Here is a 24,094-nt window from a genome sequence, read left to right as displayed (position 1 = left end):
AATTATTGATACACTTTATGTGCTGTTTTACTTAAAGGTAAAAGACGGGTTTCTTATGGGGATTTAAGTGTAACAATAAAACTTGCATTTTGTGCAAAAACAGGCCACCTTTAAATGCAACAGATAAAAATGCTTTTTAAAACGCTGCCTGGGGGAGCTGAGATGAACACTGGCGCATTTATTAACGACTTACTCGACTGGATCGACAACAATCTGGATAGCCGTCTGGACATTAACACCGTTTCCAGGCGAGCCGGCTATTCGAAATGGCACCTCCAGCGCATATTCAAAGAGCACACCGGTTATCCACTTGCCGAGTATATTCGTTCACAAAAGCTGCAAAAATCGGTTGAACGCTTAACGCACAGTGACGAACCCATATTGAACGTGGCGATCGGGTTGGGATTTGACTCTCAACAGTCGTTTAATCGCAGCTTCAAGCGTCAATTTGGTCAGGCACCGGGGGCGTGGCGGCGCAGTATCGGCTGCCCCGAAACTCAACGCTTGCACCAGTAATCGCGGGATTGAAGGAAAAATGCGCGGAGAAACCATGCCCTCACTACGCGCATATGTTATCGGCAAGCCCAGGTTTAAAGAAATGACGACTGGGTTTGCCGATAGAAGACGGGGAGGGGGAGTTAGCTTACTGAACCAAAGAGCTTACTCAAATTATCCTTCGAGAGCCGTTTATCTTTCCGCCAGTGACCGTCAGGCTGTTTATGTATTAATACAAATGTTTTTCCTAGCGCCATCAGGAATTTAATTTCGGCAAGCGAGGCCATCCTTCCCTCACCAACGCTTGCGCCATTATCCTTATGAATGACAAAGGATAAATCTGTATCGCTGTTATTTGAATTAACAGGGGTTTTAGATACCAAAAAATCGGCCCATTTTACATGCATTACATATTCCCTTATATACAACTTTACGTACAAATAAGCAGTGCTCCACGTTTGAGAAAACATGGTTTATAAAATGCTAAGATCAACTTTTTTTACTTACAATCCATTGCTCAACGGTAATGCTGAGGAGTGTTCAGAGTTACTTTATTGTAAAAGTGCTTTGGTACATAGCACCAGATATCCTAAAAGAAAGATGACGGTTAACGTCTCTCCCATAAAATAAAAGCATACTATAGACTTTTCTTAATCTTTTAAATACGCATTAATCGTGCTGATGATTCGGTTTTTTCGAAATGAATATTTTTTTAAAAAAATATGAACTATCTTTAACATGATTTTTATCATTGTGTTTTATTACTGATTTTTCAATGATAATATTGACGGGTAGAAAACATCTCATTAATAAAATGTTAAGCATTAAGTTAGTTGACTATTGTTTTCTTAAACATAACTAACTTGAAACTATTTGCTATTTCTTGATTTTGATTATAATTAGCGAGAAGATATTATTAGGATGAATGTTGTCCCTCGTTTTACATGGAAGAGTCTCAATGAAGAGAAAGTGTTTATCTTTTCAGTATATTGCTTTTGCTGGAATCTTACTTATCTGTATCCTGGTATTTGCAAATACATTGTTATGTGAAGGTGGCGATGGATCGGTGGTACCTCTTTCAACGTACCTCATTGTGGTTATATCGTTATTCTTTTTGGATACCATTGCATTTGTCTTTATGCAAATGAACTATATCTCTGAAAAAAATAACTTTTCTAACTGCATCCTTGGTTTTGCTTTCTTAAGTAGTTTGATCTACTTTGCAGAAACTATAATTATTATTCAAAAACCCATTGAAGAGTATCTGTCGTTAGAGATTAAAACGAACGATACCGCTATATTTTACTTTTTCCGCCAACTCAATTTTTTACTCTTATTGGGTATTGCTTTACTGTTTGAAAATCAGGATCAGCGTAACTCATCAAGAAAGAAGCATACGTCGCTATATTTGTTAGCTTGCCTGGCAATATCTATTGCTTGCCCGATTATTGCGCATAATCTCAGCAGTTATAATCCAGAATACAACTTAGTGATTACTGGCTATACCGATCTCCGGGGCAAGGCGATCTGGGACATCAGTTATATTAATGCACTTATCATCTTTTGGACGGTTCTTGCTGTCTGTATTGTCCTGGTAACAAAACTAGACTCCAACATATGGAACAGCATTATCATTATCTGTTTTTCAGCCATTGTTTATAATTTCTTCTTACTGCTTCTTGATGTATACAACTTATCTATCTGGTATATAGGGCGAACGGTTGAAGTCATCAGTAAGCTCTTTGTCATATTTACATTAATGTATAACGTATTCAGTAAACTGAGCGAGTGCCGGGATATGGCAACAAAAGATCCCTTAACGCAAATATATAATCGCCGCTATTATTTTTCAAAGCTGGAAAAGCTTATTGGTGAAAACAGTACAAAAAATATGTGTGTGATGATGATCGATATCGATAACTTCAAAATGATCAATGATACCTGGGGCCATCCGGTCGGTGACAGAGTCATACTGACGGTTGCCGATTTAATTAAAAAGAATGTTCGTTCTGAGGATATCGTGGCTCGACTCGGCGGTGAAGAGTTTGGCATTATCATGACGGATATAAAGCCAACAGATGCCGAAAAATTTGCTGAGCGTATCCGCAGAACTATCGAAAGCAGAACGCAAAATGGTAATGGCTATAATATTCCAAAAACGATCACATTAAGCATTGGGTTGCTGAATATAGAAAACACGCACTCGACTCTTTCTCAGGTTAATCACCTGGTTGATAAGGCCTTATATGATGCGAAGCACAAAGGGAAGAACTGTGTGGTGGTGAAAACGCTTAATGCAATGAGAACGTGAACGGGAAAGAATGTTCTGCTTGCATACCCATTCCCGGGCTATGCAAGCAGAAGCAGATTAGATTACCACGGTTTCAACTTTGTTTATCTCACCCTCTTTATTAAAGTGTACCTGCATGGCCCGACTGTTTTGCAACTGCGCATAAACATTCTCTGAAACTGAATGGCTTGTTGCCAATTCTTCAGCGCTCAACTCACGAGTAAAACGACGACGGTTATGTCGGAACCGAATCTTATTGTATATTGCCCAGGCGACGAGTACGGCTGAACAAACGAGAGCGGCTAAGAAGTAAAGCGCCAGCCTTGAAGAAACTTCACTTAACCACATATGTTCACTGGTCAGGTTGATTACAAAATTTAAAAGCCAATAAAAGAAAGCGCCCCAAAGCAGCAGTGTTAAAATAAATTCAATGACGCTTTGTAACTTGCTTGTTTTTGTCTTAATGATGAGTTCCTTCATCTTATATTCTCCCAATTCCTCTGTCAGGACTGTTCCAGCGGGCTCGTTTTGTCTCGGGGAAAAGCATAGTCTGCGTAAAGGAATACAGCGTGGTGCATAGACCAAGGATCCAGAAGACAATGGGGAACCAGATGATCCAGAACAACGTAGGTGTAATTCCTTTTTCATACCGACGTTCAATGAGTATGCTGACAACAAACTGAATCAGACATAAACAGCACAACAGCAATCCCGCAAATTCTGCCGTAGCGATTTCGGCGGGTTTTACTGCCACTGGTACATGTAGACACTTATCAATAATAAGCACCAGGAAGCTGGCAAAGCAGGTAAACGCCCATGCGGTAGTCAGACAATATTCGATGAACAGCGGCCACATTCTGCGATTTTTCCAACGCCAGAGCCGGGTCATATTTTTCAGGAAAACTTCTGCCCCCCCTTGCGCCCAGCGTAACCGCTGTTTCCAAAGACCTTTTAATGTCTCAGGCATTAAGATCCAGCATAGAGCGCGAGGCTCGTAGAAAATTGACCAGTGGTTAAGCTCAAGCTTCCAGCTAATATCAATATCCTCAGTGATAATGTCCTCACTCCAGTACCCGACATTAGCCAGTGCACTGCGGCGAAAAGCAGCAATGACCCCGGAGACAGTAAACATTTGGCCATACACGCGTTGTGTACGTTTAATTAACCCAATAATGGAGGAAAACTCCCCCACCTGTATTTTGCCGACCAGCGTTGAGCGTGTACGAATTCGCGGGTTACCGGTCACCGCACCGACGCGCGGATTATTCACCATGGGTGCGACAATGTAAGCAACGGCATTCGGATCGAGACGAGCATCGCCGTCAACACAAACCAGGTATTCACTGTTAGCAGCCGCAGCACCCGTTTTCAGCGCAATCGCTTTTCCCTGGTTGGTTGCAAGGTGGATCACTCGCAACCGAGGGTAACGAGCGGCAAGTCTGTCTAAGCATCCTGCGGTGTTATCGGAAGAACCATCGTTGATGGCAATGACCTCGATGTTGGGGTAATTTTGTGACATTGCCGCTTCAATGGTTTCATCGATATTTTTCTCTTCGTTAAAACAGGGGATCAAAATAGAGACGAGTGGATCCCCCTTGAGTTTGGGGACTGGCGCTTCAGCTCCCCAGCGCCAGCGGCGCTCCCGACAAAGCCAGTAATAAATACCGCCTATGCACCAGAGAATAGACATAAAAAAGGGCCAGAAAAAAACAAACCTTAATGTCGATTCCGGAGAGAATAATAAAGCAATAGTCAGCGGAACGCATAACACCAGGCATAATATTAGGAGCGATATTAAACGATTAGTCATTTTCGGGATACCAGGCTAAAGAAAATTCAGGGCGAATGGTTTTCATATCGGGACTGTTTTTCACAAAATCATCTGGATAATATCCATAATGCTTTACTCCATTGCGTTGTAATAAGCTCATCCACTGAGCCAGTTTTACTGAGTCGATTGAAAGATGTTGCCCATCCTTTTTCCAGTTCATTGACTGCAATTCAAATATCGTTTTATCTGTGGCTCCTGTGACCTTTTTAACCTGCTGAATTAAATTGACCAACCACTTCTCATCTGCGGCTTTAGGCTTTACACCTTCCATGTAAGGCATCGCCATGACTGCGGTCCAGTCATAGTTCTGAAGAAAGTCCTCAAAATTCTGCGCAAACCACGTTTCACTCTCCGGTTGTAATACAGGTAGCGCATAGATATTTCTGGCTGTTTTGATATGTGGTCCACGGACCTTTTTAACTTTATCACTCAACACCAGCGTTAAATCGGTCAGGGTTTTGCTTTTAAAACGGGTCCATTTTTCAAACAACTGAGGATCATTTTTTATGTACTGAATATTGGTGCTGAACCCCGCATTGCCATAGGCCCTTAAGGCTGCTGGGCTGGCATCTTCTAAATCAGACAGGAGGGCATCATCATGGAATAGAATGCCATCAAAATCAGCATGGCTTGCTAAATCTTCATATAAATCGATGACTTGAAGCATAGCGATAGGGTCGTATGGTGAAAGCCGTACATACTGAGAAGCATCGATTCCAGTCGTGCCATTATTCAGAACCAATTTTTGTACTCGCGTCAGCGAGGGGGCCAGATCCCAGCTCAACACCGGCATCCAGGCATAGACTTGTACATCGGCACGCGTTCTTAATTGCCAGGCGATACGTCCAAAAATGTCTGCTTTAACCGGCAACCACCGATTCTGGAAATAGACTTCACGTACAAGACCATCACCTTTACTGTCAGCAAAGGCCTGAAGATAAACGGTGGAAATATTCATATCCTTGACCCGTTGAACTAAGAGGTCGAGGTTTCTTTCCATTTGCTGCGGGTCGGTATCGTAAACATAATCAAGGTCGATATGCATGACGCGCTGCGTCTCTGGCTCTTGCACGCCTGTAACCAGAAGCGCAAATTCCTCCAGCGACGGATTATTATTGATAAGTATCCGTGGAATAGCATCCAGTTCGGTGGCAGATGCCAGACCCGAATTCAGGGTGAAAAACATGTCATAACCCTGTTTTTTTAACTCATCAATGGCAATACCATTGGCGGCGCCATACGGCCATACCCACACCGTAGGCGCTTGTCCGCTGTGTCTCTTTATTTCGCGCGTGACTTTTTCCGCATCTTTGCGGATACGCTGGCGATATTCTTGTTCTGTCTCATAACGCTGCTTTGCTTGATCATAATAACGGTTAGCAAAAGCGGGCAATCGACTTCCGGCAGGGTTTGATGAGATGCCGAAATGGGAATTCCACGTGTGCGCGCCAATCTCAACTAAAGGGGAACGGGATAGCTCGCGAATTTGCTCCCAGTTCGCAAAGCGCTCACGCGCGATTTTTTCATCGCCAAACTGTACCTTTTGATCGGCAGGCGTATTGATCCAACTTCCCACCGGAGCCCATAACGCGGGCCATTGATATGCCTTAAGTAATGGGAACACCCGGGTATAGAAGCTGCTGTATCCATCATCAAAAGATAACAACACCGCTTTTTCAGGCAGGCGTTTTCCACCCTGATGCGCTTCGCGGATCTGCGCAATGGTTACGGGCTGGTATCCGTTTTCACGCAGCCAGGCAAATTGCTCCCTTAATGCGGATGTTCTCACCGACATGAAGCGCTGGTCGGTTTCTTTGTCTTCGACATCATGGTAGGCGATAACCACAAATCCGTTATTTGGCCATGGTTTCTCCGCCTGTAATTTTTCCCGCTGGGCAGGCTCGGTAAAATTTGCTCTGTCATGTGCTATGCACCCCGTCAAAAAGACTGTACTGACAAGCATGACTAGAAATGCCATTCCTTTGCTGATCATAATTATCCTTAGAATTTAAATGTCATATCAAATTCGACTGTTACGTTATGTTCTCTTTCTCCATCATAAGGACGCTTTTCCCAACGCAGAGTCGCGCCAACATCGGCCACGTCATTCCATGAAATACGCTGCCCGTAGGACAGTTGGGAGATCATTCCGTTGCCGTAATTCTTTTGCCAGGCGTTACCAACACTCCCGCTAATTTCCTGGGTCCAACTCTTGTCGTAATTACGCCATATGAGATGGTTGGCCTGCACTGTCCCGACAATATCGAATGATTCCTCGGGATTGAAATAAGGGGTATCCGCCTTAGTATTTCGGCCATAATAAAGTGCTGGCTGAACGTCCACTAACAGCGAAGGTGCGGTCCAGATTCGTTCCTTTCCTTCAAGCGAATATTCATAGCGATGGTTTCCATCTGAAAAATCGAGGTAGGAAAACGATGAACCGTACTCTCTGCGCTCGTTTTGATACCACCTGACATTGATCAGGCCGCTGTTAGCGGTAATATCATTTTTCATTGCCCGTAACGGAGTACGACGGGATAACCTTTCCCCCTCATATCCGATGCGCCAGTGGTCATTGAAATCATGCCAGCCGGACACGCGCGCACCGGTTTTAGTTTTGTGGTTAAAATTGCGTCCCGACAACTCTGCTTCCATCCAGTTATCCCGTGAGCGCCATTCCACACCTCCCAGCCAGTCACGAACATTTCCTTTACCTTCGCTAAAACGACTGTGAGAAAAACCGTATCCCGCGAATGCCCGGTAATTCGTTGCTAAAGGCGGGCTATAAATCACGCTCGACAGGCTGGTATCATGCTTTCCGCTGTCAGGGCCCTCGGAATCTAACCCCACGGAACCGCCAATTCTCAGTTCCGATAACTGATGGATATCATTAGCGCGTTGAAGTCGTTTAACGGCTTCATTTTCCGGATGGCGTTTAACCGCATCCTCGGTGAGCAATTTCGCCTGATTCCACTCCTGGAGCGTCATCGCGGTATAGGCTTGTTCAATTTCCAGCGTCAGATTCGCGGGTTCAATGACTTCCGCTTTTTTTAACTCATCTTCTGCCGCTCGCGGTAATCCCCTCGCCAGTAAAACGCTCGCATAATCAATGCGAAGTCCCTGGTTTCCCGGCGCTTTGCTGGCTAAATCGTACGTAATTTTTTCTGCTTGCGGTAAATCATTACCGTAACGGACTAATGATGACATTAGCTGGTAGCCCTGGAGCCATTCATCGTTAGGCAGTTGCGCGGGACTGCCCTGCATACTGCGATATGCAGGCGTTGTTCTCACCATTTTCTCTGTCAGCACCTGGGCTGGCGTAAAATGTTCACTTTCGATGTGGCTATAAAACAGGTCTGCCTTTTCTTCCATCGAAAGTGTATTAATCTCTCCATCCTCCTGATAAAACAGAGCAGACATTATTGCTTCTGCCTGTTTGGGTTGGTGATCTTTCAGATATGCCGTCGCCACCCAGTACCGCGCATATTCCGGTAAGGTCAGACCCTCGTCAGTCATGCGCTGATATTCAGCGATGGCCTCTTTATTCCGTTCCCGTGATACGAGTGCCCCCAGTCGGTCTGTCCGGGCTCTTTGATACGATGCTGCATATTCAGGTTTGTCCTTCCATTCCTTGAACATGCCTTCGTATAACGCCAGCGCACGGTCGGCAATGTTGTAGCGTTCTTTCTCAGTACGTGTCGGCATTGCTGACAACCTGACCAACTTCGCTGCCGCATCAACCCTGACTGTAGGTGAGACGGAATGCTCGTCGGTGCGACTCAAAACCGCTTCGGGTAAAAAGTTATTTTGTAGCGCGTTGAGATATTGCTCGGACTGGGGGGCTAATGCCGAAGAAAAGGACATCGCACGGGTGATGGTCAATAACTCATCTTCATAGCGACCTGAGATTTTATAAATATAAGCCTCTATTAATATGTTTTTATTGTCGGGTGCATGTTGGTTTAACGCTTTAATTTTCTCCAGGGCGACATCGTACTTTCCACTATCAGCCAGCGTCAGAATTTCCCCGCGAAGGTAATCTTTATTCACCGGATCTTTTTCGTAGAGCGCATGCCACAGATTTAGCGCATGTTGCCACTGCTGCGTATTGCGGTATGCCTTTGCGACTGCCGCATAGCCACGCAGGGGGAGGCTCTTATGCTGATATCGGTTATAAATTTCAATAACCTGTTTATCCTGCCCGCTCCATGACGCTATCTGCAGCCAGTCGGCGAGTTTATTTTCATCAAGATCTGGGTGTTGTGAGAACCATGTCAGCGCTGGCTGCGTGTTCCCTTTTCTGGCCTGTGTAATAAGTTGTTGATAGTCTTCACTTCCCAGTGCTGCGGTTGGCACTATCAACGTTAAAAAGGTAGCCAGAGCCTTTTTTTTCCATTTTGAATGAAACATTATAAAGCCTTATTCCATTATATTATTCCGTTTGCATTTCGTTAAAAAGTCAAAAAAGATCATGACCTTATTGAAAGCATTTTCCTTTTTTCAGTAAAAGAGATAAATTTAGAAATGACACAACACTTGCCAGTGAAGACAATAAGTTATGAAGCGCAAATAACCCTTGAATTAAGATAACAAACGACACAACAAGTTGATTGGGATCACCGATTATTCAACCGAAAAGAGAATGGGCTGGGCGATTGGTTTCAGTAAGTTGATTCTATAAAGAATTAACTGATAGGTTGTATAAGAATGGATGAAAGAAGACATGCTAACTCCCTGCACGCTAATGACGATATAACAGTAATTCATATAACGACGTTGAATGCTCCGACTCAACTACCGCAAGTAAAATATCAAGTGCGTTAATGCTGTTCAAAAAGAAAATCTCGAATTTATGTTACCGTTCCGTCGAGTAATAACGCATGCAATCATTTAGCGTGTCAGATTATTTGCGGGGTAACCATTCTGTTGGTACAGAATGGCCTTAACGAGGCCACGACCGAAACATTTACTGGTGCCTCCGCTCCTCATTAAACGTGCGAGTGTGGTGACGTCGTTGGGCAACCGTCTGTGCCGCCCCTCTTAAATGGCTTGAGATCCCTTTCCGGAGACACATAAGAAGTATGTAATGATCAGGCCGTCGCGAAGAGACGGCCTGTAAAGCGGGGTGAGGATTACAGCGCTGTCTGCGCGTACTTCGGCGAGCGTGGGCCATACAACAACCCACCGGATGTGCCTGCGCTTAACATGCGGTGGTTGGTCACCTGAGCGATATCATACGCCCGGTCTGTTGCCGAGTTGGCAATCTGCGTAATCGCCGCAGTGATTAGCATCCCCAGCAGGCCACCACCGTTATTATTTTGCCCTTCGTTGGATGATGCCGTCGCGCTACCGGTCCACAACTCTTTACCTGAGCGCAGATCAACTAACCGTGCCGTCGCAGTTACTCGCGTCACGCTATCGATGACCTTATAGGAGGTGCCATAATCGCTAACGGTAATATACATCACCGCATCGGCACCAAAGATCTCATGAAGTTTTTTTTGAGGAATTGCGCTGATGTCGTTCGGGTCAGTCGCACCGTTTTGTTTAAACGTTTCTTCCACTACCGCTACCGGGAAAACATAATAGCCCGATTCTGCCAGCGGCATCGTCACGCTGCTCAGTAAACTGTGGCTGGCTTTGATTTCCGGCGATTGATTTTTCGGCGGCAATACCAGGATGCTGCGGGGTTTACTTTCTTTAAATGCAGAATAGTCAGTGGACTGCTTAGTATTTTTCGCGCAACCCGTGAGTCCCAGAGTTAATGCCAGTGTGCAAAGTATAACCAAACGTTTCATTATAGTTCCCTTATTTTTTGGCCGTCAGGAAATTGATATAGGAAGCTGATTCCGGATACTGTGTTTTTTCAGCGTTAAATTCGCGTATTGCGAGTTCAGTATTTCCGGTGTTGCTGTAAAGCATACCCAGTTGAGCATGAACGCCCGGCGGTACAGGCTTATTACTGGCGCGTGACTTTTCAACCAGTTTCTGTAACGTGGCGATCTGCTCCTGCGGGCTGGTTTTATTAGTGTAATACTGATACACCGAGTCCTGATACCCATCCCATGTATAGATATTTTTCGGCGAATTGCTTGCACAACCTGCCAGAAGTAATACCGCCGCGCCAAAAGCAACCTTATTTAAATATCCCATCATCATGTCCTTTTATTTTGTATTTGACGGATTCCAACTACCGTTTTCAATGCCGGTAACCAAATTGTTTACTGCTTCACGAATGGCGAGATCTAACACCTTGCCATTGAGCGTGGAGTCATAGCTGGCGGTACCGCCGAAACCCAGAATTTCGCGGTTAGAGAGCGCGTATTCCCCTGCACCTTGTGAAGAGAACACGACTTCGGACGTTCTCACGTTAAGCACATTCAGAGCGACTTTCGCGTAGGCTATCTGTGATTTCCCACGACCAAGAATGCCAAACAGCGCAGTATCACCGGTTTCTTTACGACCGAATTCCGTTACGTCACCCGTGATAACAAAGGTAGCCCCTTTCAACTGCTGACTCTGACCGCTGATATCCGCTTCGGCTTTAATCTCTTCCATATTTGCCCGGTCCAGCACAGTAAAGCGACCGGTTTGCTGGAGATGAGTCATCAGGATTGTTTTGGACTGATTTCCCAGGCGGTCTACGCCATCAGAAAAAATGCCATTCATATAGTTGGAGCGATTATCAAATTTCCCGACGGATATTGGGCTTCGTTGTCCCTGCCAGACCGTTTGATAAGAGGCTACCTTCGCGACTTCCATCGAATGGGAAGATTCTTTCGCACAGCCGGTGAGGAGCAAGACGCTTAGAGAGAGTGAACTAAAGAGGAATTTTTTAAACATGATGAATTAATTTCCGTTAAATACTGTTATTTCCGTTAAAGACGCTATTTAAATTTCACTTAAAAATGCGCGCAGCAAAGCCTGACAAGCAGTCTGCTGTAGAAGACCCGAAGGTATAGATAAATGTATGGCAACGATAAAATAAAACTAAGTTATTGTAAATAAATAAAAAAATTTGCGTTATGGCTAATTTTTAACAATGAAAATAAACAAAAATGAAACGTATTCGATGATATTTGTAAGTAAACGCCGAGGTGCAAAGAACGGCGAGGAGCGCGAGACTTTATAAAATGCTACAGGCGCATGGATATTTTTTTCTACCATGCTTTCTGTATTCAAGAAGCCAGCTCGCTTATCCGTGATGCGATGAGCACACCGTTTAAAAATACGCGTTACTCTATGCTGGTGGATCATTCGGTTTTAAATCTGGCGGGAGACGTCCTTACCGTCAGTGAAACCGAGGATCTTACCGGGTACGTTGAGCCCAACGCCTATCGGTTTAGTATCTGATTCCACCCGCCTCCTGGACTGTGTGCTGGATCTGGCGCAGAAGCTGTCGTTAAGTATTGTGACGGTGAGGGTTGAATAGCGATGGAATTGCACAGAAGCGGTCCACCGCGTCGTGCGGTGGACCTGTTGCTTAGCGTTTACGTCCCACAAGCTGGATCATGTTGAAATAGGCGCCGGCTCCGGCCTCCATGACAGGCACCATCATCTCCTGCGCCAGTTTCGTCGTCATAAACTCATCCCACGACAGCTGACATGAGTCCATTTCGCGCACTACAGTCAGTTCAATCCCCGCCTCTTTTTCCCAGAGCGTTTTCCACCAGTTGCACGGATAGAAATACCATTCCGGTGTCCAGAAGGACTTAACAACCTCCGGTAAATTTTCAGGGGAGTAATCTTTAATGAACCCAGGCACCGCCACGCTAATAAATCCGCCTTTTTTCACAAAGGGTAGGAGCGTGGAGAGCATCGTTTCATTACCACCAAAATACTGGTACGCATCAATGCTAATGATCATATCAAAGTAGTTATGCGCAAATGGGATCGTCTGGGTCACGTCAACCAACAGCGGAACGATCTTTTCCTCCAGTCCTAATTGCGCAAAGCGTTCAGCGTTTTCGGTCGGTGAGATCCAGAGATCGGCCGCGAAGACCGTCGCATCGTATTTTTCTGCCAGCAGAATAGAGGAGATCCCCTTCCCACATCCCAGGTCCAGAATACGCATACCCGGCGTAATGGGGAGCGTCGCGGCCATTTCTTCCGTAATTCGCATGGCGTTGGGCCCCATCATGGTGTCGCGCAGAAAATCGCTGTCGTAGCTGTCAGTAAAAGGTGCATGTGTTGTCATTGTGTCACCTGTTCCTTAGCGGTTATCCGGCTGAGCACGTACGTTGTTCAGTCCGGTTATGTTGATGCGGTAAGGCTGACCATTCACGGATTTGATCAGCTTCTTGGTTTTGAGTTTTTTGAAAACGGCGAGAGTACAGTCGCTGAGCAGCAGCCCTTCGCGGCTATAGCATTCAACGGCGGTAACGCGGCCTGAGGTATCGTGGACGTGGATAATGCGTCCACCTTTAGCGAGAACGTGTAAGGTACGTTGTTCCTGACGGGATAAATTCATACTGAAAAACCTGTTAATCATCATGAGCAAAAACGAGCCAACACCCTCGGGTGTTCGCGTAAGGTTTAAGCGCAGCGATAATCAGTCCGTTCCGGGAAGAGCGGAATGCTGATTATCTGATGATGACATTCTCCAGCATCAAAGCCTCGGTGAGAGTAGATAGGTATTAACAGAGAGATGATAACACGAGGGTTCTGAAGGGGAACCCGGATAGCTACAAAACGTGAACTTACACGCATGAACTGGTGGTTATAGATGATACGCCGTTATGGTTCTGAGTGTACCCGTCAGGCTATCGTAAACCTCCACATCCGATGAGCAGATGTTCATACCGGATGCACGCAAACGCTGAACCTCGGCGGCAATACGCTGTATCCCCAGCCAGAACAGACCATCAAGTGCGTTAACCTGCAAACCACTTTCCAGCGCCAGGCGAAGCCGATCTTCCGGCTGTTTTGTCTGACTGGCAACCTGCTGATACGCTGCCGTCGTGATTTGATTTTCGTCCATTCGGCGTATTCGTGATGATAAACGGTAGCGAAAGGTGTTTGGAACATTGCTGAGATCGGCACAGATGCTGTAAACCTGTCCGCGACGTTTTTCATTGATCAGTACACTTTTCTGACTGAGTGATAACTCGCTTCGCAGTTTGTCTATTAACTGCGGCGCTCGGGTGAGGAGTAAACGAAAGGGAAGCTCGAAGCTGGTCACGTAATCGACGTTGAGCAACGCGATGCGCAGCCGATCTTCCATCCCGGCTTTTTCCTGTTGGCATTCCGCCAGGACGTCAGTCCATTGGCTGGCAATACGCGGCGACTCGTTGATTTCAGTGAAATGATATTTCTCGATCAGATAATCAATACGCCTGCTCATCTCGCTTCTTTTCCCTCTGCGTTTTGTCTGTACGTTACTTTATCAATCTGGAATCATTACAGAAAGCCTCTGAGTTCACAGTAAAGCAAACTGTGTTCAGAACGTTTACTGTACCTCTGTACCACCTCGAAAATCTGGTCAGGATAATTCAAACTCTAATTATAAACTGCTTAAAAAGCGCATAAGATTTTTATTTAAATATCCTGTTTTCAGAGAGTTAGCTATATCACGCGAGTTAAGATGATTTAATTATCGAATTCTATATCCCCCGCATACAATTTGTACATGTCTCGCTAAAGGTGAATTTAACAAGGCAAGGGTTTATTCGGAAATTGAATTATTAATACGGCAATGAAACTATGGCTATTTATATCATAAGCAATGATAATTATTTGCAGGAAGGGATCGTCTTATTAGCAAAAGATGCAGGCATGGAGATCATAGTAGACACCATACATCATTTGCCAGTTGACCAACTTACATTCGACGATACGGTGATTTTGCACCTGAATCTCAGCAACAAATGTTGTGCGAAGGATATTCCACGGCTTAACAAAAAATGTAAGCTGTTGATCATTCTGAATTCACAAAAAAATGCACTGATTTGCGACGCTGACATGATTATCAATGCCAGGGAATCGCTTTCCGCAGTGATGATGGCTATTACTCGCCTGGTGAATATGAAGAAAAGCAAAGTTATTAAGAATCATATTCTTAACCGCGTGGAGAAGATCATCATCCGGGAATCACTGGAAGGCAAGGATATTAACCTGATCGCCAAGTCCTTGTCGTTACCGCCGAAAAGGGTTTATACCTATCGCAATATTGCCTGTAAGAAACTGGGCGGTAATAAAATTCATGACCTGTTGTTAATCAAAGAAAATTTGATTGAAGAAATCGCGACGTTGTAAGCCGTACAGCCCTGGTACCAGGGCTGTAAGAGCAAACCAGGTTAGCGGGAGCAGTAAAACAGCGGGCGCTGACCAATGGTAAACAGAAAACCATGAGTACCCTGATTGAGAATGCTGTAGCTAACATCTTTATCAGGGTAAACATAAAAATCAGGCAGGATGTTCGCCAACAGCTCATCCGGTAACGTTTCAATAATCTCGAACTTATTGATTTTAGTGGAGTGCAGATGGTATGAGTCCTGATTTTCATTCCAGTCGTAAGCCACGTCTCTTCGTATCCGGCCTTTAAGCTTATTGTCCTCAATGTAAGTACCGCTGACGGCGACGACCCCATTTTGGTTTTCTAACGAGTACATGAAGTTGAGCGTGATGTTCGCCCGAACATTTTGATAATAGACCACGAGTGAAGTCGAACATTCTTGTTTGTCATAATACTTCGACATAAAAATGTTGTAGATAGCACCGATGAGCACTCCGGCAAACAAAAATACTGCGCCCAACGTTATTATTGTTTTTTTACTCACTTTCAACTCCGCGAAAAGAGAGAGTAATACAACCCGCAACAGGGGATTTCATGTAATTTTTACGGCAGACAAAAACCGAGAGTCCTGGCGAGGTTTTCGAGACAGGGAAGTACACCCATGGATACTTTTTACAATCCAGTCCTGAGCCAAGAATCAAACCTTTGAACCGTTCAAAGTTATTTTTGTTATCGTGGCTATCATCTTTGGTATAAAAATTACAGCCTTTGTCTTGCTCAACAAAACTGTAGTCAGCGAAGAACGGCCTGGTATCGGTAAAATGCCAGAAAAAATGGACCCCGATCGCGCCAATGATAAACGCAGCGGCCATCACCAGTGCGCTGATCAACCGTGGCGATTTGGCGTTATTTTCTTTCTTACTGACGGGCGCTGCGGGTTCCACGGGAGCAAATTCTGTACCTGCATCAGCGTGATAATCGATGTCCATCTCATCCTCACCTTGCAGCGTCTCAGGCACAACGTCGGTGACCTGATTTGCCGCAATGCGGGTAATTTTCACACTTTTGTCGATCTGAAACCCTTTGCGCGGCACCGTTGCGACCAGGATACGATCGGTTTCCCCGACGGCACGCAGACCTCGACGAACGATAGAAATATTCTGGTAAAGGGTATTCGCCGGTACCAGCATTCCCTCGTCTTCCCACACCTTTTTGAAGAATTCTTGTTGCGTTACCACGTCCGGCGAGGCTTCGAGCAACAGAAGCAGACAACGACTGGCGGGCGTTGTCAGAACAACGTTAAGTTCAGGATTCGTCACTGAAATTAACTTTTTACTGTCTGGTCTGAACTCAATATTATCGTTAATAATCCAGTACATATATTTTGTCACGTTGCGGGAAGGTTAAAAAAATAGAGACATAGGTGTAGATAAATCTTATACACAGTATTGCATATAATCTATATGAATACATAAGTGCTAATGATTTATGAAACTAATGTTCATTTAATCTATTGATTTTACATATAAGCGTATAAAATAAAGCAATTTATTAACATTGTAAGTTGCTTTAGCTGTAAAGTGCTTAAATAAGGGGGTTATGATAAATGTGTAGCAGAATAGCGTGAGGTAAAGCGGGGAGGCACAGCGATAACCCCAGTTCTATCCGGGAAAAATCACATTCGATACTTTGGTTAGTTGAAGTAATAATAAGCTTATCATCAAAAGTCATATGTTCATCATCCATGTTTCGTGAGCTGAAGATTAAGGTGTCGTCTTCATTCAGCGTCAAAGCTGGCAATACGCCAGTCCTCTCATCCCCGAATCAGCGCGAGCAGTCAGCCGCTTTCGGGATGTCTGATTTAAGATTAGCAGTGGCTGTCGAGAAGAAGAAACCCCAAAACTGACGTATACCCTCCAATTTAAGATGAGTTAAAACAAGTATTACGTCTGGTTTAACGATATTTTTTATTGATCAAATTTTTTGATGGTCTAATGCTGTTTAGGGTGATTTATTTTGAATTGCAAGCGGTATCATTCGTGATCTTAAACGCGATTATCCTTAACTGACTTTAAATCGGCCTTAAAATAAAACGATGTTCCTTAAATCATCTTAAATGTGGATGTTTATTCTAGTATGGTGTGTGGTTGAAATCTCCTGAATGCACATCACTTCTGGCGAAGTATGATCTTTCAGCGCTATGCTTAGTTAAGACTTTAAAAATGAGGCAAAGCTATGGATAAGGAACTTCAGGATGCGGGTTTTCGTGTCTATACCGGCGAGAAAATTGATGTCTATTTCAACACCTCTCTCTGTCAGCATTCAGGAAACTGTGTCCGCGGGAATGCCAGACTCTTTAATCTGAAGCGTAAGCCGTGGATTATTCCCGATGAGGCTGATGTCGCTACAGTTGTTCGTGTTATTGATCATTGTCCCAGCGGTGCGCTGCAATACCGTCACAAATAAGCGAGGGAAAGATGGAAATACTTGAAGGCCATAATAAATTTTACGTGAATGATGCGCAGGGTAATCAGGTTGCGGAAATCGTATTTGTACCAACCGGGGAGCATCTCAGCATAATTGAACATACCGATGTTGATGCCAGCCTGAAAGGATTGGGCGTGGGGAAGCAGTTGGTCGCCAAAGTGGTAGAAAAAATGCGTCGTGAACAGCGTAAAATAATTCCACTTTGCCCGTTTGCAAAGCATGAGTTTGATAATACGCCCGAGTACAACGATATTCGGGCCTGAACAAACGCCGGGCAAGGCAGATACTCAGCCCGGCCAATATTAATCTACCCGCTGCAGTAAATCCTGATAGAGGGTGGTTAATATTTATAACCGGGCAAAAAGCCAATCCCTTCGCCAGCCGCAGCGGCTGTCTCCATTGCGAATGTCTCAGCCTGTAATGCCCATATAACCGTGGATGCCCATATACAGCCCGACGACACCAATTAATGCGCTGGAGAAATAGGGGGCTTTTCTTGCCAGCGCGTTAAACCCACTCCAGCGCTTCGCGACCTGATGGACGCTGATCGCTGCTCCAACGCCAACCGTGACCAGCGTGATAGCCAGACCGAGGCTAAAGCACAGCACCATGGTGGCACCCAGGGTAAACGCTTTTAGCTGGATACAAATCAGTAGTACGGTTATGGCGGCCGGGCAGGGGATTAATCCGCCAGTCAGACCAAACAGGAGTATTTGACCATTGGTCACCTCTTTGCCGTGAAAGCGACGCTGGATATCATTGGCATGTGCTCGCTCATGGGCATCCTGATACGCTTTCGACCCTTCTGCCAGCCCGTGAAGGGCGTGATGATGGTGGCCATGGTCATGGTCATGATGATCGTGGTGAGGGTCATCATCGTCGTGGTGGTGGTGATCGTGATGATGATGATCGTCCTGTTGCATATCGGCCAGCCAACCGCGCTCACCCTGCCATGTCCGCCAGAACATCCAGGTGGCCGTACCTAAAATAATGATGGCTGAAATCAACTGTAGCCAGGGTTCAACCGATTCCGCCGTAAATGCCCGACTGATATACATCCCGCCGAGCGCGATCAGCCAGACAACCGCCGTATGAGAGAGCGTCGCTGCCAGTCCGAGCATAACCGCCTGCTTTACTGTGCCTTTAATGGCGATGATAAATGCCGCCATCATCGTTTTGGAGTGACCGGGTTCAAGCCCATGTAAAACGCCGAGCAGAATCGCGCTGGGAATAAAAAACCAGGCATTGCCTTGCTGAAGGAGTGTCGAGAATTCGCCCATGATAATGATTCGTAGTGGTGAGATTTTGTCAGATTCTACTCCCCCCCAGTACGGAATACTACCCCCCAGTAGATACGTAATGCTATAATCCATTAAGATTTATGTTAACGAGGTGTTGTTATGTCACACACAATCCGGGACAAACAAAAGCTCAAAGCCCGGACCAGCAAAATCCAGGGGCAGGTTGTCGCGCTGAAAAAAATGCTCGATGAACCTCATGAGTGCGCGGCTGTTCTGCAACAGATAGCGGCAATTCGTGGTGCGGTAAATGGTTTAATGCGGGAAGTGATCAAAGGGCATCTGACAGAGCACATCGTCCATCAAAATGATGAAGCGCGGCGGGAAGAGGATCTGGATGTGATCCTTAAGGTGTTGGATTCCTATATAAAATAGCCGGGACGTCGTGTGCAGGCCTGAAAAGCGAAGCGCCATCAGGCACGGCATTGCCGGATGGCGGCGCAAGCGCCTTATCCGGCCTACGGGCTAACGTCGTGTGTAGGCCTGATAAGCGAAGCGCCATCAGGCACGGCATTGCCGGATGACGGCGCAAGCGCCTTATCCGGCCTACGGGCTGGCGTCGTGTGTAGGCCTGATAAGCGAAGCGCCATCAGGTACGGTGTTTGGCTGAAAGCTGAGCCGGGAACAATGCCCCGGCACAGTTTCTTAAGAGTAGACGGTGGCCAGATTTCGCTGGGTTATATAGCGTTCAATGTGCTTATACCCACTTATCGATTCCAGCGCCTGCAACAGGCAGGCCACCGCTTTTGCATCAGACGGTTGCGCCTTATCTGTAAAACGGCTTTGCAAAGCCTCCTCACATAAACGGCGAATGGCGGGCGGAAAAGCGAGCTGCCTGAGCGCACTTTCCAGTTCACAGAAAGCCGCCTCATGTTGTGCCGTATATATGGCCAGCAGTACGGCGCTTAGCGCGCGCGTTTCTTCTTCGTAATAACTCATTTATCTATCCTGTCCGTTCGTTCCCTGTAACTGGACTCATCTGCGTCTTTGCAAATGCATTGCCATCCCGTCAGCATCTTTCATCAGTAACGGAAGAGATGTTTTCTCATCCGTAACGGGGTGAGAGTGAATGAACAACGAATTGATTCGTCCGCCCATACGCTTCTCGATGCGTTGCTTGTAGGCATAGACGCTGCGAATATCCATATTCAACGCCTGCGCTATCTGGTGCGGATTACTGCCCGCGACCATATGCCCCAGAATGGTGAATTCCATCTGCGTCAGCGTATTACCTTTGGTAAACGACAAGAGTCGCCCGATAAACACCTGGCGGATCTTCTCATTGGCGACGTCCAGACCGTCATCATGGTAAATGATGGCAGAAATGGCGGAATGGTTTTTACGCCAATAATTCGCCAACGACTGCATATTTCGGTCGCTAATCAGAATAATGCCCATGCGTGTGCTGGCAAGGTATTCTATCCACTCTTTATCCAGAAACAGGCGTAAAAAGCTGATAGAAAAATCCACAAAAATATAACCACTCAATCTGGCGTTGTGGTTATTATTTAAAATCCCTTCGATCACACCTTTGTTAAAATAAACGCTTTCTTCTGGCCACATGCAAAAACAGGCATTGGCACAATACTGTAAGCGAGGCGATTTTTCCGGCATTATTTTACAGTGCAAAGTACAACTGCTGCATGTAAGATTTTTTAATTTAGCATCCAGCCCCATATTGAGAGCCTCCCTATCCGTGATGATTTCATAATTTCATCCGTTTTAAAACAAGTCAATACTCTACAAAATGCGACTTTGATAGGGCGGAATTCCTAAAAAAGGCATATTGCTACTATTCTTAATTACGTTTCTGCACCGGTAAATATGTCTCAGACGTGATTAATGTCAGGAACATTGATTCACCGGCGAAACGAAATAAAAACAGCCCCAGGAATTTTGTAACAATCACCAGGAAAATCTATAATCTGCCAGGAATATTTATATTGCGAAAATGTTTAACTTATAGACGCAAATGGCATTAATGGCAAAATGTTGAACTTATGTTAAACTTGGCGTGCCGCTTGTAACGGTATTTTTACCTTTTCGTGGGCAATGCAGTTTCGCTGTATGTCGGCTGCTTAACGTTGCAATAATAATAATGAGTCTGTTGCGGCATAGCATCTAAAATGGTCTTAATTAAGAATATTTGATCCTTTCACAAAGAAAGTTCATTGATTTATAAGCGCTTTTATTTCTATGTTATGATCATACTTGCATATTTATTATATAATTAATGACCGCGGTATAAGATTTTTGTAGCATTGCATTCCTCTTGTGAATGTGAGAATGCGGTAGTGTTTGCGAAGTACACCCACACAACGTTATACATCATTAATAACCTGGTTGATTTTTACCCAGCGGACCGCTGTTTGACCAATAGAATTACCGGGAAAAGTGTCACTCTTCAAAGCCCTGCGAGTTTTATTCTTTTATATCTCCTTACGCATGGTGGGGTTGTTATTGCGCAACGTACGCTGATGACCGCAGGGTGGGGAGATAAAAGCAGCGTGACTTCCAGTAATACATTTTACCAGACGGTGTTGACCCTGAGAAATGCACTCACTGAGGTTGGCTTGCCGCGAGATTTGATTAAGACCGTCGCCCGACGCGGCATGATGATTTCTGCTGATATTCACTGTCCCGAAAATATTTCTTCGGGTACGGAGACGAAGCTTGCTGTCTCGACCGAAAAAAGCATGCCTGCCCTGGCGAAAGGCGATTTTTCGCGGGGAATGTGGGTGAGAGGGGCGCTGCTCCTGCTGATGCTTATTGGCACAGGAACGTCTGTAGGGATGTTTTTCCCGACGACAGAGTCATTATTTTCATCATATACAATTGTAGATGCCGCTTCTATTTCGTCGTGTACAATTTTATTAAAAGGGAAGGAAGCACTAAATACGCGTTATAACGAATTTTTGCGTAAGCATCCGAACCTTTGTCAAAACCATAATTATGTTTATCTCTCCGGGATGCACAGTGCGAAAAATATATCGGCAGTGGCCTGTCAGATGGATATAAAAAAAGTACCGACAACCAAATGCACAACCTGGTATTCGATTAATAATGAAAATTAAAAAATTGATAGCTGTTGCGCTGATGACTCTTGCCTTATTAACAGGATTGCTTTGGGGGTATTACCTCAAACAAAATTCAAGAATTGATTGTCAGGGGCGGGTCGTTTGGGATATTAACGATGAAAAATTTCAGGGCGATGTCGCGTATCAGCTGCATCATGGACAGGGGGTTGCAACAATTACTGGCGAACTTAAAAAAACGCGCGAGGAGAAGTATAAGATCAGCCGGATTGTGTACTTTAATTATCAAAATGTCCGCAACAACTACATCATCAGTTCAACCGATCTGGTTCGATTTCCTACAGACGATTTAAGCGACACGGGAAAGCAATGGGCAATGCCAAACCTCTACCTCACCGAGGGCGCGTCATTTTCTTTAAAGATTACGTCCTGGCAGGAAGGGTGGGCATTTACAACGATAGGTGGCCCCTCTTTGCTGTGTCGACGTGTTGAATAAACGGCTCAGGCGAGCCGTTTAAAAGCGTTTAGCCGAAGAACATCACCGATACGCAGAGTATGCCCACGATCAGGGTAATCAGATTACCCAGCGAGCGGTACGGCTTTAAGGTTGGGATCAGCCAGGTCGACAATGTCGGCATGATAAACAGAATCATGGCGATCAGCGGCCCACTGATGGCATAAATCATCGAAATGGCATTCGGGTTAATACAACACACGATGAAGGTGATCGCAGACACCAGCATGATAGACAGAGCGCGGTTAAAGGCGCGACTCCTTTTCACCCCGACCTGATGCAGACCGGTTTTCACCACTTCAGTTGCTCCTTCGATAACGCCAAAGTAAGTGCCAAGGAATGACTTCGACATGGCGACGACGGCGACGACAATACCGGAAATGGAAAGCCAGGCCGGCGCGTTGGGCATCATCGACAGAGCGGAAAGAATCGTTACCCCTTCATCTTTCGCCGCTTCAATAAACGAAGGGGGAATGGATAACAGGCAACTGAACACAAAAAACAGCACGCTTAAGCAGATGATCGAATAAGCGACCTTCATGATTTTTTTGCATTTACCCATGGCCAGTTCGCCGTATCTTTCACGTCTGTCGATAGCAAACGTAGAGATGATCGGCGTATGGCTAAAAGCAAAAACCATCACGGGAATCGATATCCATACCTGATGCAGCGTGTGCTGGTCGAACGTCATTTCCCCGGTCAGCAGAGAGGGTTGCCAACTGCCTGTCAGGTATATTGAGAGAAAGAGAAAGTAGGCAATCAGCGGGAAAACCAGAAACCCCATGACCCGGATGGTGGCATGCCGGCCCATCAGGAATATCAGGTTCAGAATGAGCACCACGCCGAGGCTAACCGCCATGCGGATGCCCAGGTTAATCTCAAGATGTTTTGCCAACTGTTCAGTCAGTGAGTTGGTAATCGCCACCGCGTATATCAATACCACCACAAAGAAGGCTAAAAAATAGAGCGCAGTGATCAGGCTGCCGATCTTCTTACCATAATAATGGGTGACCGCCCCCGTAATGCCTTCTCCGGCAGAGGTTCTGGACGAGAGGATGAACTGACATAGCGCCCTGTGCGGCCAATAGGTCAGTGGCCAGGCGACCAGTGCAGTAATGAACAGCACGATGGCTCCCGCTGAACCCAGTTGTATCGGGAGAAATAGAGTCCCTGCGCCAACGGCGGTGCCATACAACGCGAAGCTCCAGAGCGTCTCTTCTTTTGACCATATTTTCGACATTTCTTGAACGCATCAACTATAAAATAAACAAAAAGAAGCGCAATTTACCATAAAATGGTCTGTGCTGGGGAGAGTGTGCGGACCAGGAGAGTACGAGAAGATATGCCGGAACCGTAACGATCCCAGCAAATTTGTGAATAATCAGGCAGTAACGCGCTGTTGGCGACGTTTAACCAGGCGAGCGCGAAGCGTGTCGTATGCCCAGTTATAAAACATGGTATACGGCAGGAAGAAAAGAAAGAAGCCAATCTCCAGCGTAAACGCCTGTAGCAAACTGACGTTCAGGACGAATGCCACAATATTTACCCCAATGACGATAAACCCGCACTCAAAGCCGAGGGCATGAAAGGCACGTATTTTCGCCGTCCGGGTGACCAGATGTGCGGGCCAAAAGCGATCAAATAGCGCGTTATAGATAATGTTCCAGATCATCGCCGTCGTTGCCAGTAGCACCGTCAGGCCACCCATTTCCAGAACGGAGCGCTGCATCAACCAGGCGGTGATCGGTGCGAGGATGGCCGTGGCGATCCCTTCAAAACACACCGCATGAAAAATGCGCTCCAGTAACGATCTGCGCTGAACTGTTTGCTGTTGCATAAGCTGAACCTTTTTATAGACGCCCGAATAACGGAATGGCGAGAATTTTATCGGTTTTTATGATATCTAAAAG

Annotated in this window: 26 protein-coding genes; 8 read left to right on the top strand and 18 right to left on the bottom strand. The window is 45.6% G+C overall.

Features of this window, described 5'->3' with window-relative positions:
* Positions 1–162 precede the first annotated feature (162 nt).
* Positions 163–516 carry a helix-turn-helix domain-containing protein gene (locus HVY19_RS17125; RefSeq protein WP_181681675.1) on the top strand — a complete coding sequence of 118 codons (354 nt, stop codon included), beginning with the start codon at positions 163–165 and terminating at the stop codon, positions 514–516.
* 122 nt (positions 517–638) lie between these two features.
* Here the strand turns inward: HVY19_RS17125 and HVY19_RS17120 are convergent, their stop codons facing one another.
* Complete coding sequence (locus HVY19_RS17120) at positions 639–902, bottom strand: hypothetical protein (protein ID WP_181681674.1); 264 nt, start codon at positions 900–902, stop codon at positions 639–641.
* 551 nt (positions 903–1,453) lie between these two features.
* On the opposite strand from HVY19_RS17120, the gene HVY19_RS17115 reads away from it, so the two are divergent.
* The gene (locus HVY19_RS17115; protein ID WP_181681673.1) at positions 1,454–2,806 is read left to right on the top strand and encodes a GGDEF domain-containing protein; all 1,353 of its coding nucleotides are present in this window, start codon (positions 1,454–1,456) and stop codon (positions 2,804–2,806) included.
* A gap of 57 nt (positions 2,807–2,863) precedes the next feature.
* Here HVY19_RS17115 and pgaD read toward each other — a convergent pair whose 3' ends face one another.
* From pgaD to HVY19_RS17065, 10 genes are all read right to left on the bottom strand, one after another.
* Positions 2,864–3,265 (bottom strand): poly-beta-1,6-N-acetyl-D-glucosamine biosynthesis protein PgaD, encoded by a 402-nt coding sequence (gene pgaD / locus HVY19_RS17110; protein WP_181681672.1) that lies wholly within the window; start codon positions 3,263–3,265, stop codon positions 2,864–2,866.
* A gap of 1 nt (position 3,266) precedes the next feature.
* Positions 3,267–4,595, bottom strand: coding sequence for a poly-beta-1,6-N-acetyl-D-glucosamine synthase (gene pgaC, locus HVY19_RS17105; RefSeq protein ID WP_181681671.1), 1,329 nt, complete (start codon positions 4,593–4,595; stop codon positions 3,267–3,269).
* A complete protein-coding gene (gene pgaB, locus HVY19_RS17100; protein ID WP_181681670.1) occupies positions 4,588–6,609 on the bottom strand; it encodes a poly-beta-1,6-N-acetyl-D-glucosamine N-deacetylase PgaB in 2,022 nt (673 codons plus the stop codon). The genes pgaC and pgaB overlap by 8 nt, the downstream gene beginning before the upstream one ends.
* Positions 6,610–6,617: 8 nt before the next feature.
* Positions 6,618–9,026, bottom strand: coding sequence for a poly-beta-1,6 N-acetyl-D-glucosamine export porin PgaA (gene pgaA, locus HVY19_RS17095; protein WP_181681669.1), 2,409 nt, complete (start codon positions 9,024–9,026; stop codon positions 6,618–6,620).
* Between the two features lie 722 nt (positions 9,027–9,748).
* Positions 9,749–10,414, bottom strand: a complete 666-nt coding sequence (locus tag HVY19_RS17090) for a DUF799 domain-containing protein (protein WP_181681668.1) — start codon at positions 10,412–10,414, stop codon at positions 9,749–9,751.
* Between the two features lie 10 nt (positions 10,415–10,424).
* Positions 10,425–10,769 carry a DUF4810 domain-containing protein gene (locus HVY19_RS17085; RefSeq protein ID WP_181681667.1) on the bottom strand — a complete coding sequence of 115 codons (345 nt, stop codon included), beginning with the start codon at positions 10,767–10,769 and terminating at the stop codon, positions 10,425–10,427.
* A gap of 12 nt (positions 10,770–10,781) precedes the next feature.
* On the bottom strand, positions 10,782–11,459 hold the full coding sequence (locus HVY19_RS17080) for a CsgG/HfaB family protein (RefSeq protein ID WP_181681666.1): 678 nt from the start codon (positions 11,457–11,459) through the stop codon (positions 10,782–10,784).
* A 640-nt stretch (positions 11,460–12,099) separates the two neighbouring features.
* The gene (locus tag HVY19_RS17075) at positions 12,100–12,813 is read right to left on the bottom strand and encodes a methyltransferase domain-containing protein (RefSeq protein ID WP_181681665.1); all 714 of its coding nucleotides are present in this window, start codon (positions 12,811–12,813) and stop codon (positions 12,100–12,102) included.
* 15 nt (positions 12,814–12,828) lie between these two features.
* Positions 12,829–13,086 (bottom strand): YjhX family toxin, encoded by a 258-nt coding sequence (locus HVY19_RS17070; RefSeq protein WP_181681664.1) that lies wholly within the window; start codon positions 13,084–13,086, stop codon positions 12,829–12,831.
* Positions 13,087–13,335: 249 nt separating this feature from the next.
* Entirely contained in the window at positions 13,336–13,959 is a 624-nt protein-coding gene (locus HVY19_RS17065) for a DNA-binding protein (RefSeq protein WP_181681663.1), read from the bottom strand.
* A 359-nt stretch (positions 13,960–14,318) separates the two neighbouring features.
* Between HVY19_RS17065 and HVY19_RS17060 the strand changes: the two genes are divergently transcribed.
* A complete protein-coding gene (locus HVY19_RS17060) occupies positions 14,319–14,870 on the top strand; it encodes a hypothetical protein (protein ID WP_181681662.1) in 552 nt (183 codons plus the stop codon).
* Between the two features lie 41 nt (positions 14,871–14,911).
* Here the strand turns inward: HVY19_RS17060 and HVY19_RS17055 are convergent, their stop codons facing one another.
* Both HVY19_RS17055 and HVY19_RS17050 read right to left on the bottom strand, forming a co-directional pair.
* Positions 14,912–15,394, bottom strand: a complete 483-nt coding sequence (locus HVY19_RS17055) for a hypothetical protein (RefSeq protein WP_181681661.1) — start codon at positions 15,392–15,394, stop codon at positions 14,912–14,914.
* Complete coding sequence (locus tag HVY19_RS17050) at positions 15,387–16,229, bottom strand: transcriptional regulator (RefSeq protein WP_181681660.1); 843 nt, start codon at positions 16,227–16,229, stop codon at positions 15,387–15,389. The genes HVY19_RS17055 and HVY19_RS17050 overlap by 8 nt, the downstream gene beginning before the upstream one ends.
* Positions 16,230–17,085: 856 nt before the next feature.
* On the opposite strand from HVY19_RS17050, the gene yjdI reads away from it, so the two are divergent.
* Both yjdI and HVY19_RS17040 read left to right on the top strand, forming a co-directional pair.
* A complete protein-coding gene (yjdI, locus tag HVY19_RS17045; RefSeq protein WP_181681659.1) occupies positions 17,086–17,316 on the top strand; it encodes a 4Fe-4S mono-cluster protein YjdI in 231 nt (76 codons plus the stop codon).
* A gap of 11 nt (positions 17,317–17,327) precedes the next feature.
* Positions 17,328–17,600 carry a GNAT family N-acetyltransferase gene (locus HVY19_RS17040; RefSeq protein ID WP_181681658.1) on the top strand — a complete coding sequence of 91 codons (273 nt, stop codon included), beginning with the start codon at positions 17,328–17,330 and terminating at the stop codon, positions 17,598–17,600.
* Between the two features lie 147 nt (positions 17,601–17,747).
* Here the strand turns inward: HVY19_RS17040 and HVY19_RS17035 are convergent, their stop codons facing one another.
* Positions 17,748–18,617: a nickel/cobalt efflux protein RcnA gene (locus HVY19_RS17035; protein ID WP_181684316.1), complete on the bottom strand. Its 870-nt coding sequence runs from the start codon at positions 18,615–18,617 to the stop codon at positions 17,748–17,750.
* Between the two features lie 120 nt (positions 18,618–18,737).
* Between HVY19_RS17035 and rcnR the strand changes: the two genes are divergently transcribed.
* Positions 18,738–19,010 carry a Ni(II)/Co(II)-binding transcriptional repressor RcnR gene (rcnR, locus tag HVY19_RS17030; RefSeq protein WP_181681657.1) on the top strand — a complete coding sequence of 91 codons (273 nt, stop codon included), beginning with the start codon at positions 18,738–18,740 and terminating at the stop codon, positions 19,008–19,010.
* A gap of 270 nt (positions 19,011–19,280) precedes the next feature.
* On the opposite strand, the gene HVY19_RS17025 is transcribed toward rcnR, so the two are convergent.
* Both HVY19_RS17025 and HVY19_RS17020 read right to left on the bottom strand, forming a co-directional pair.
* Positions 19,281–19,574 (bottom strand): hypothetical protein, encoded by a 294-nt coding sequence (locus HVY19_RS17025; protein WP_181681656.1) that lies wholly within the window; start codon positions 19,572–19,574, stop codon positions 19,281–19,283.
* A gap of 36 nt (positions 19,575–19,610) precedes the next feature.
* Positions 19,611–20,312, bottom strand: coding sequence for a LuxR C-terminal-related transcriptional regulator (locus HVY19_RS17020; protein WP_181681655.1), 702 nt, complete (start codon positions 20,310–20,312; stop codon positions 19,611–19,613).
* A 692-nt stretch (positions 20,313–21,004) separates the two neighbouring features.
* Here HVY19_RS17020 and HVY19_RS17015 point away from each other — a divergent pair.
* Both HVY19_RS17015 and HVY19_RS17010 read left to right on the top strand, forming a co-directional pair.
* The gene (locus HVY19_RS17015; protein WP_181681654.1) at positions 21,005–21,709 is read left to right on the top strand and encodes a winged helix-turn-helix domain-containing protein; all 705 of its coding nucleotides are present in this window, start codon (positions 21,005–21,007) and stop codon (positions 21,707–21,709) included.
* Positions 21,699–22,166: a hypothetical protein gene (locus HVY19_RS17010; RefSeq protein WP_181681653.1), complete on the top strand. Its 468-nt coding sequence runs from the start codon at positions 21,699–21,701 to the stop codon at positions 22,164–22,166. The genes HVY19_RS17015 and HVY19_RS17010 overlap by 11 nt, the downstream gene beginning before the upstream one ends.
* A gap of 28 nt (positions 22,167–22,194) precedes the next feature.
* Here the strand turns inward: HVY19_RS17010 and HVY19_RS17005 are convergent, their stop codons facing one another.
* Positions 22,195–23,424, bottom strand: coding sequence for an amino acid permease (locus HVY19_RS17005; RefSeq protein WP_181681652.1), 1,230 nt, complete (start codon positions 23,422–23,424; stop codon positions 22,195–22,197).
* 141 nt (positions 23,425–23,565) lie between these two features.
* Entirely contained in the window at positions 23,566–24,021 is a 456-nt protein-coding gene (locus tag HVY19_RS17000; protein WP_181681651.1) for a multidrug/biocide efflux PACE transporter, read from the bottom strand.
* Positions 24,022–24,094 lie beyond the last annotated feature (73 nt).

The organism is Citrobacter sp. RHB25-C09, from assembly GCF_013836145.1.
Lineage (GTDB): Bacteria > Pseudomonadota > Gammaproteobacteria > Enterobacterales > Enterobacteriaceae > Citrobacter_A.
This window is presented reverse-complemented; position numbering and strand designations above follow the sequence as displayed.

Excerpts from the sequence above, each read along its gene's own strand:
- yjdI (WP_181681659.1), top strand. The coding sequence starts at position 17,086 with ATGGATAAGGAACTTCAGGATGCGGGTTTTCGTGTCTATACCGGCGAG.
- HVY19_RS17005 (WP_181681652.1), bottom strand. The coding sequence starts at position 23,424 with ATGTCGAAAATATGGTCAAAAGAAGAGACGCTCTGGAGCTTCGCGTTG.
- HVY19_RS17060 (WP_181681662.1), top strand. The coding sequence starts at position 14,319 with ATGGCTATTTATATCATAAGCAATGATAATTATTTGCAGGAAGGGATC.
- HVY19_RS17125 (WP_181681675.1), top strand. The coding sequence starts at position 163 with ATGAACACTGGCGCATTTATTAACGACTTACTCGACTGGATCGACAAC.
- HVY19_RS17115 (WP_181681673.1), top strand. The coding sequence starts at position 1,454 with ATGAAGAGAAAGTGTTTATCTTTTCAGTATATTGCTTTTGCTGGAATC.
- HVY19_RS17035 (WP_181684316.1), bottom strand. The coding sequence starts at position 18,617 with ATGGGCGAATTCTCGACACTCCTTCAGCAAGGCAATGCCTGGTTTTTT.
- HVY19_RS17120 (WP_181681674.1), bottom strand. The coding sequence starts at position 902 with ATGCATGTAAAATGGGCCGATTTTTTGGTATCTAAAACCCCTGTTAAT.
- pgaA (WP_181681669.1), bottom strand. The coding sequence starts at position 9,026 with ATGTTTCATTCAAAATGGAAAAAAAAGGCTCTGGCTACCTTTTTAACG.
- HVY19_RS17085 (WP_181681667.1), bottom strand. The coding sequence starts at position 10,769 with ATGGGATATTTAAATAAGGTTGCTTTTGGCGCGGCGGTATTACTTCTG.
- HVY19_RS17025 (WP_181681656.1), bottom strand. The coding sequence starts at position 19,574 with ATGAGTTATTACGAAGAAGAAACGCGCGCGCTAAGCGCCGTACTGCTG.
- HVY19_RS17050 (WP_181681660.1), bottom strand. The coding sequence starts at position 16,229 with ATGTACTGGATTATTAACGATAATATTGAGTTCAGACCAGACAGTAAA.
- HVY19_RS17090 (WP_181681668.1), bottom strand. The coding sequence starts at position 10,414 with ATGAAACGTTTGGTTATACTTTGCACACTGGCATTAACTCTGGGACTC.
- pgaD (WP_181681672.1), bottom strand. The coding sequence starts at position 3,265 with ATGAAGGAACTCATCATTAAGACAAAAACAAGCAAGTTACAAAGCGTC.
- HVY19_RS17070 (WP_181681664.1), bottom strand. The coding sequence starts at position 13,086 with ATGAATTTATCCCGTCAGGAACAACGTACCTTACACGTTCTCGCTAAA.
- HVY19_RS17075 (WP_181681665.1), bottom strand. The coding sequence starts at position 12,813 with ATGACAACACATGCACCTTTTACTGACAGCTACGACAGCGATTTTCTG.
- HVY19_RS17040 (WP_181681658.1), top strand. The coding sequence starts at position 17,328 with ATGGAAATACTTGAAGGCCATAATAAATTTTACGTGAATGATGCGCAG.
- HVY19_RS17080 (WP_181681666.1), bottom strand. The coding sequence starts at position 11,459 with ATGTTTAAAAAATTCCTCTTTAGTTCACTCTCTCTAAGCGTCTTGCTC.
- HVY19_RS17065 (WP_181681663.1), bottom strand. The coding sequence starts at position 13,959 with ATGAGCAGGCGTATTGATTATCTGATCGAGAAATATCATTTCACTGAA.
- HVY19_RS17020 (WP_181681655.1), bottom strand. The coding sequence starts at position 20,312 with ATGGGGCTGGATGCTAAATTAAAAAATCTTACATGCAGCAGTTGTACT.
- rcnR (WP_181681657.1), top strand. The coding sequence starts at position 18,738 with ATGTCACACACAATCCGGGACAAACAAAAGCTCAAAGCCCGGACCAGC.
- HVY19_RS17010 (WP_181681653.1), top strand. The coding sequence starts at position 21,699 with ATGAAAATTAAAAAATTGATAGCTGTTGCGCTGATGACTCTTGCCTTA.
- HVY19_RS17000 (WP_181681651.1), bottom strand. The coding sequence starts at position 24,021 with ATGCAACAGCAAACAGTTCAGCGCAGATCGTTACTGGAGCGCATTTTT.
- pgaC (WP_181681671.1), bottom strand. The coding sequence starts at position 4,595 with ATGACTAATCGTTTAATATCGCTCCTAATATTATGCCTGGTGTTATGC.
- pgaB (WP_181681670.1), bottom strand. The coding sequence starts at position 6,609 with ATGATCAGCAAAGGAATGGCATTTCTAGTCATGCTTGTCAGTACAGTC.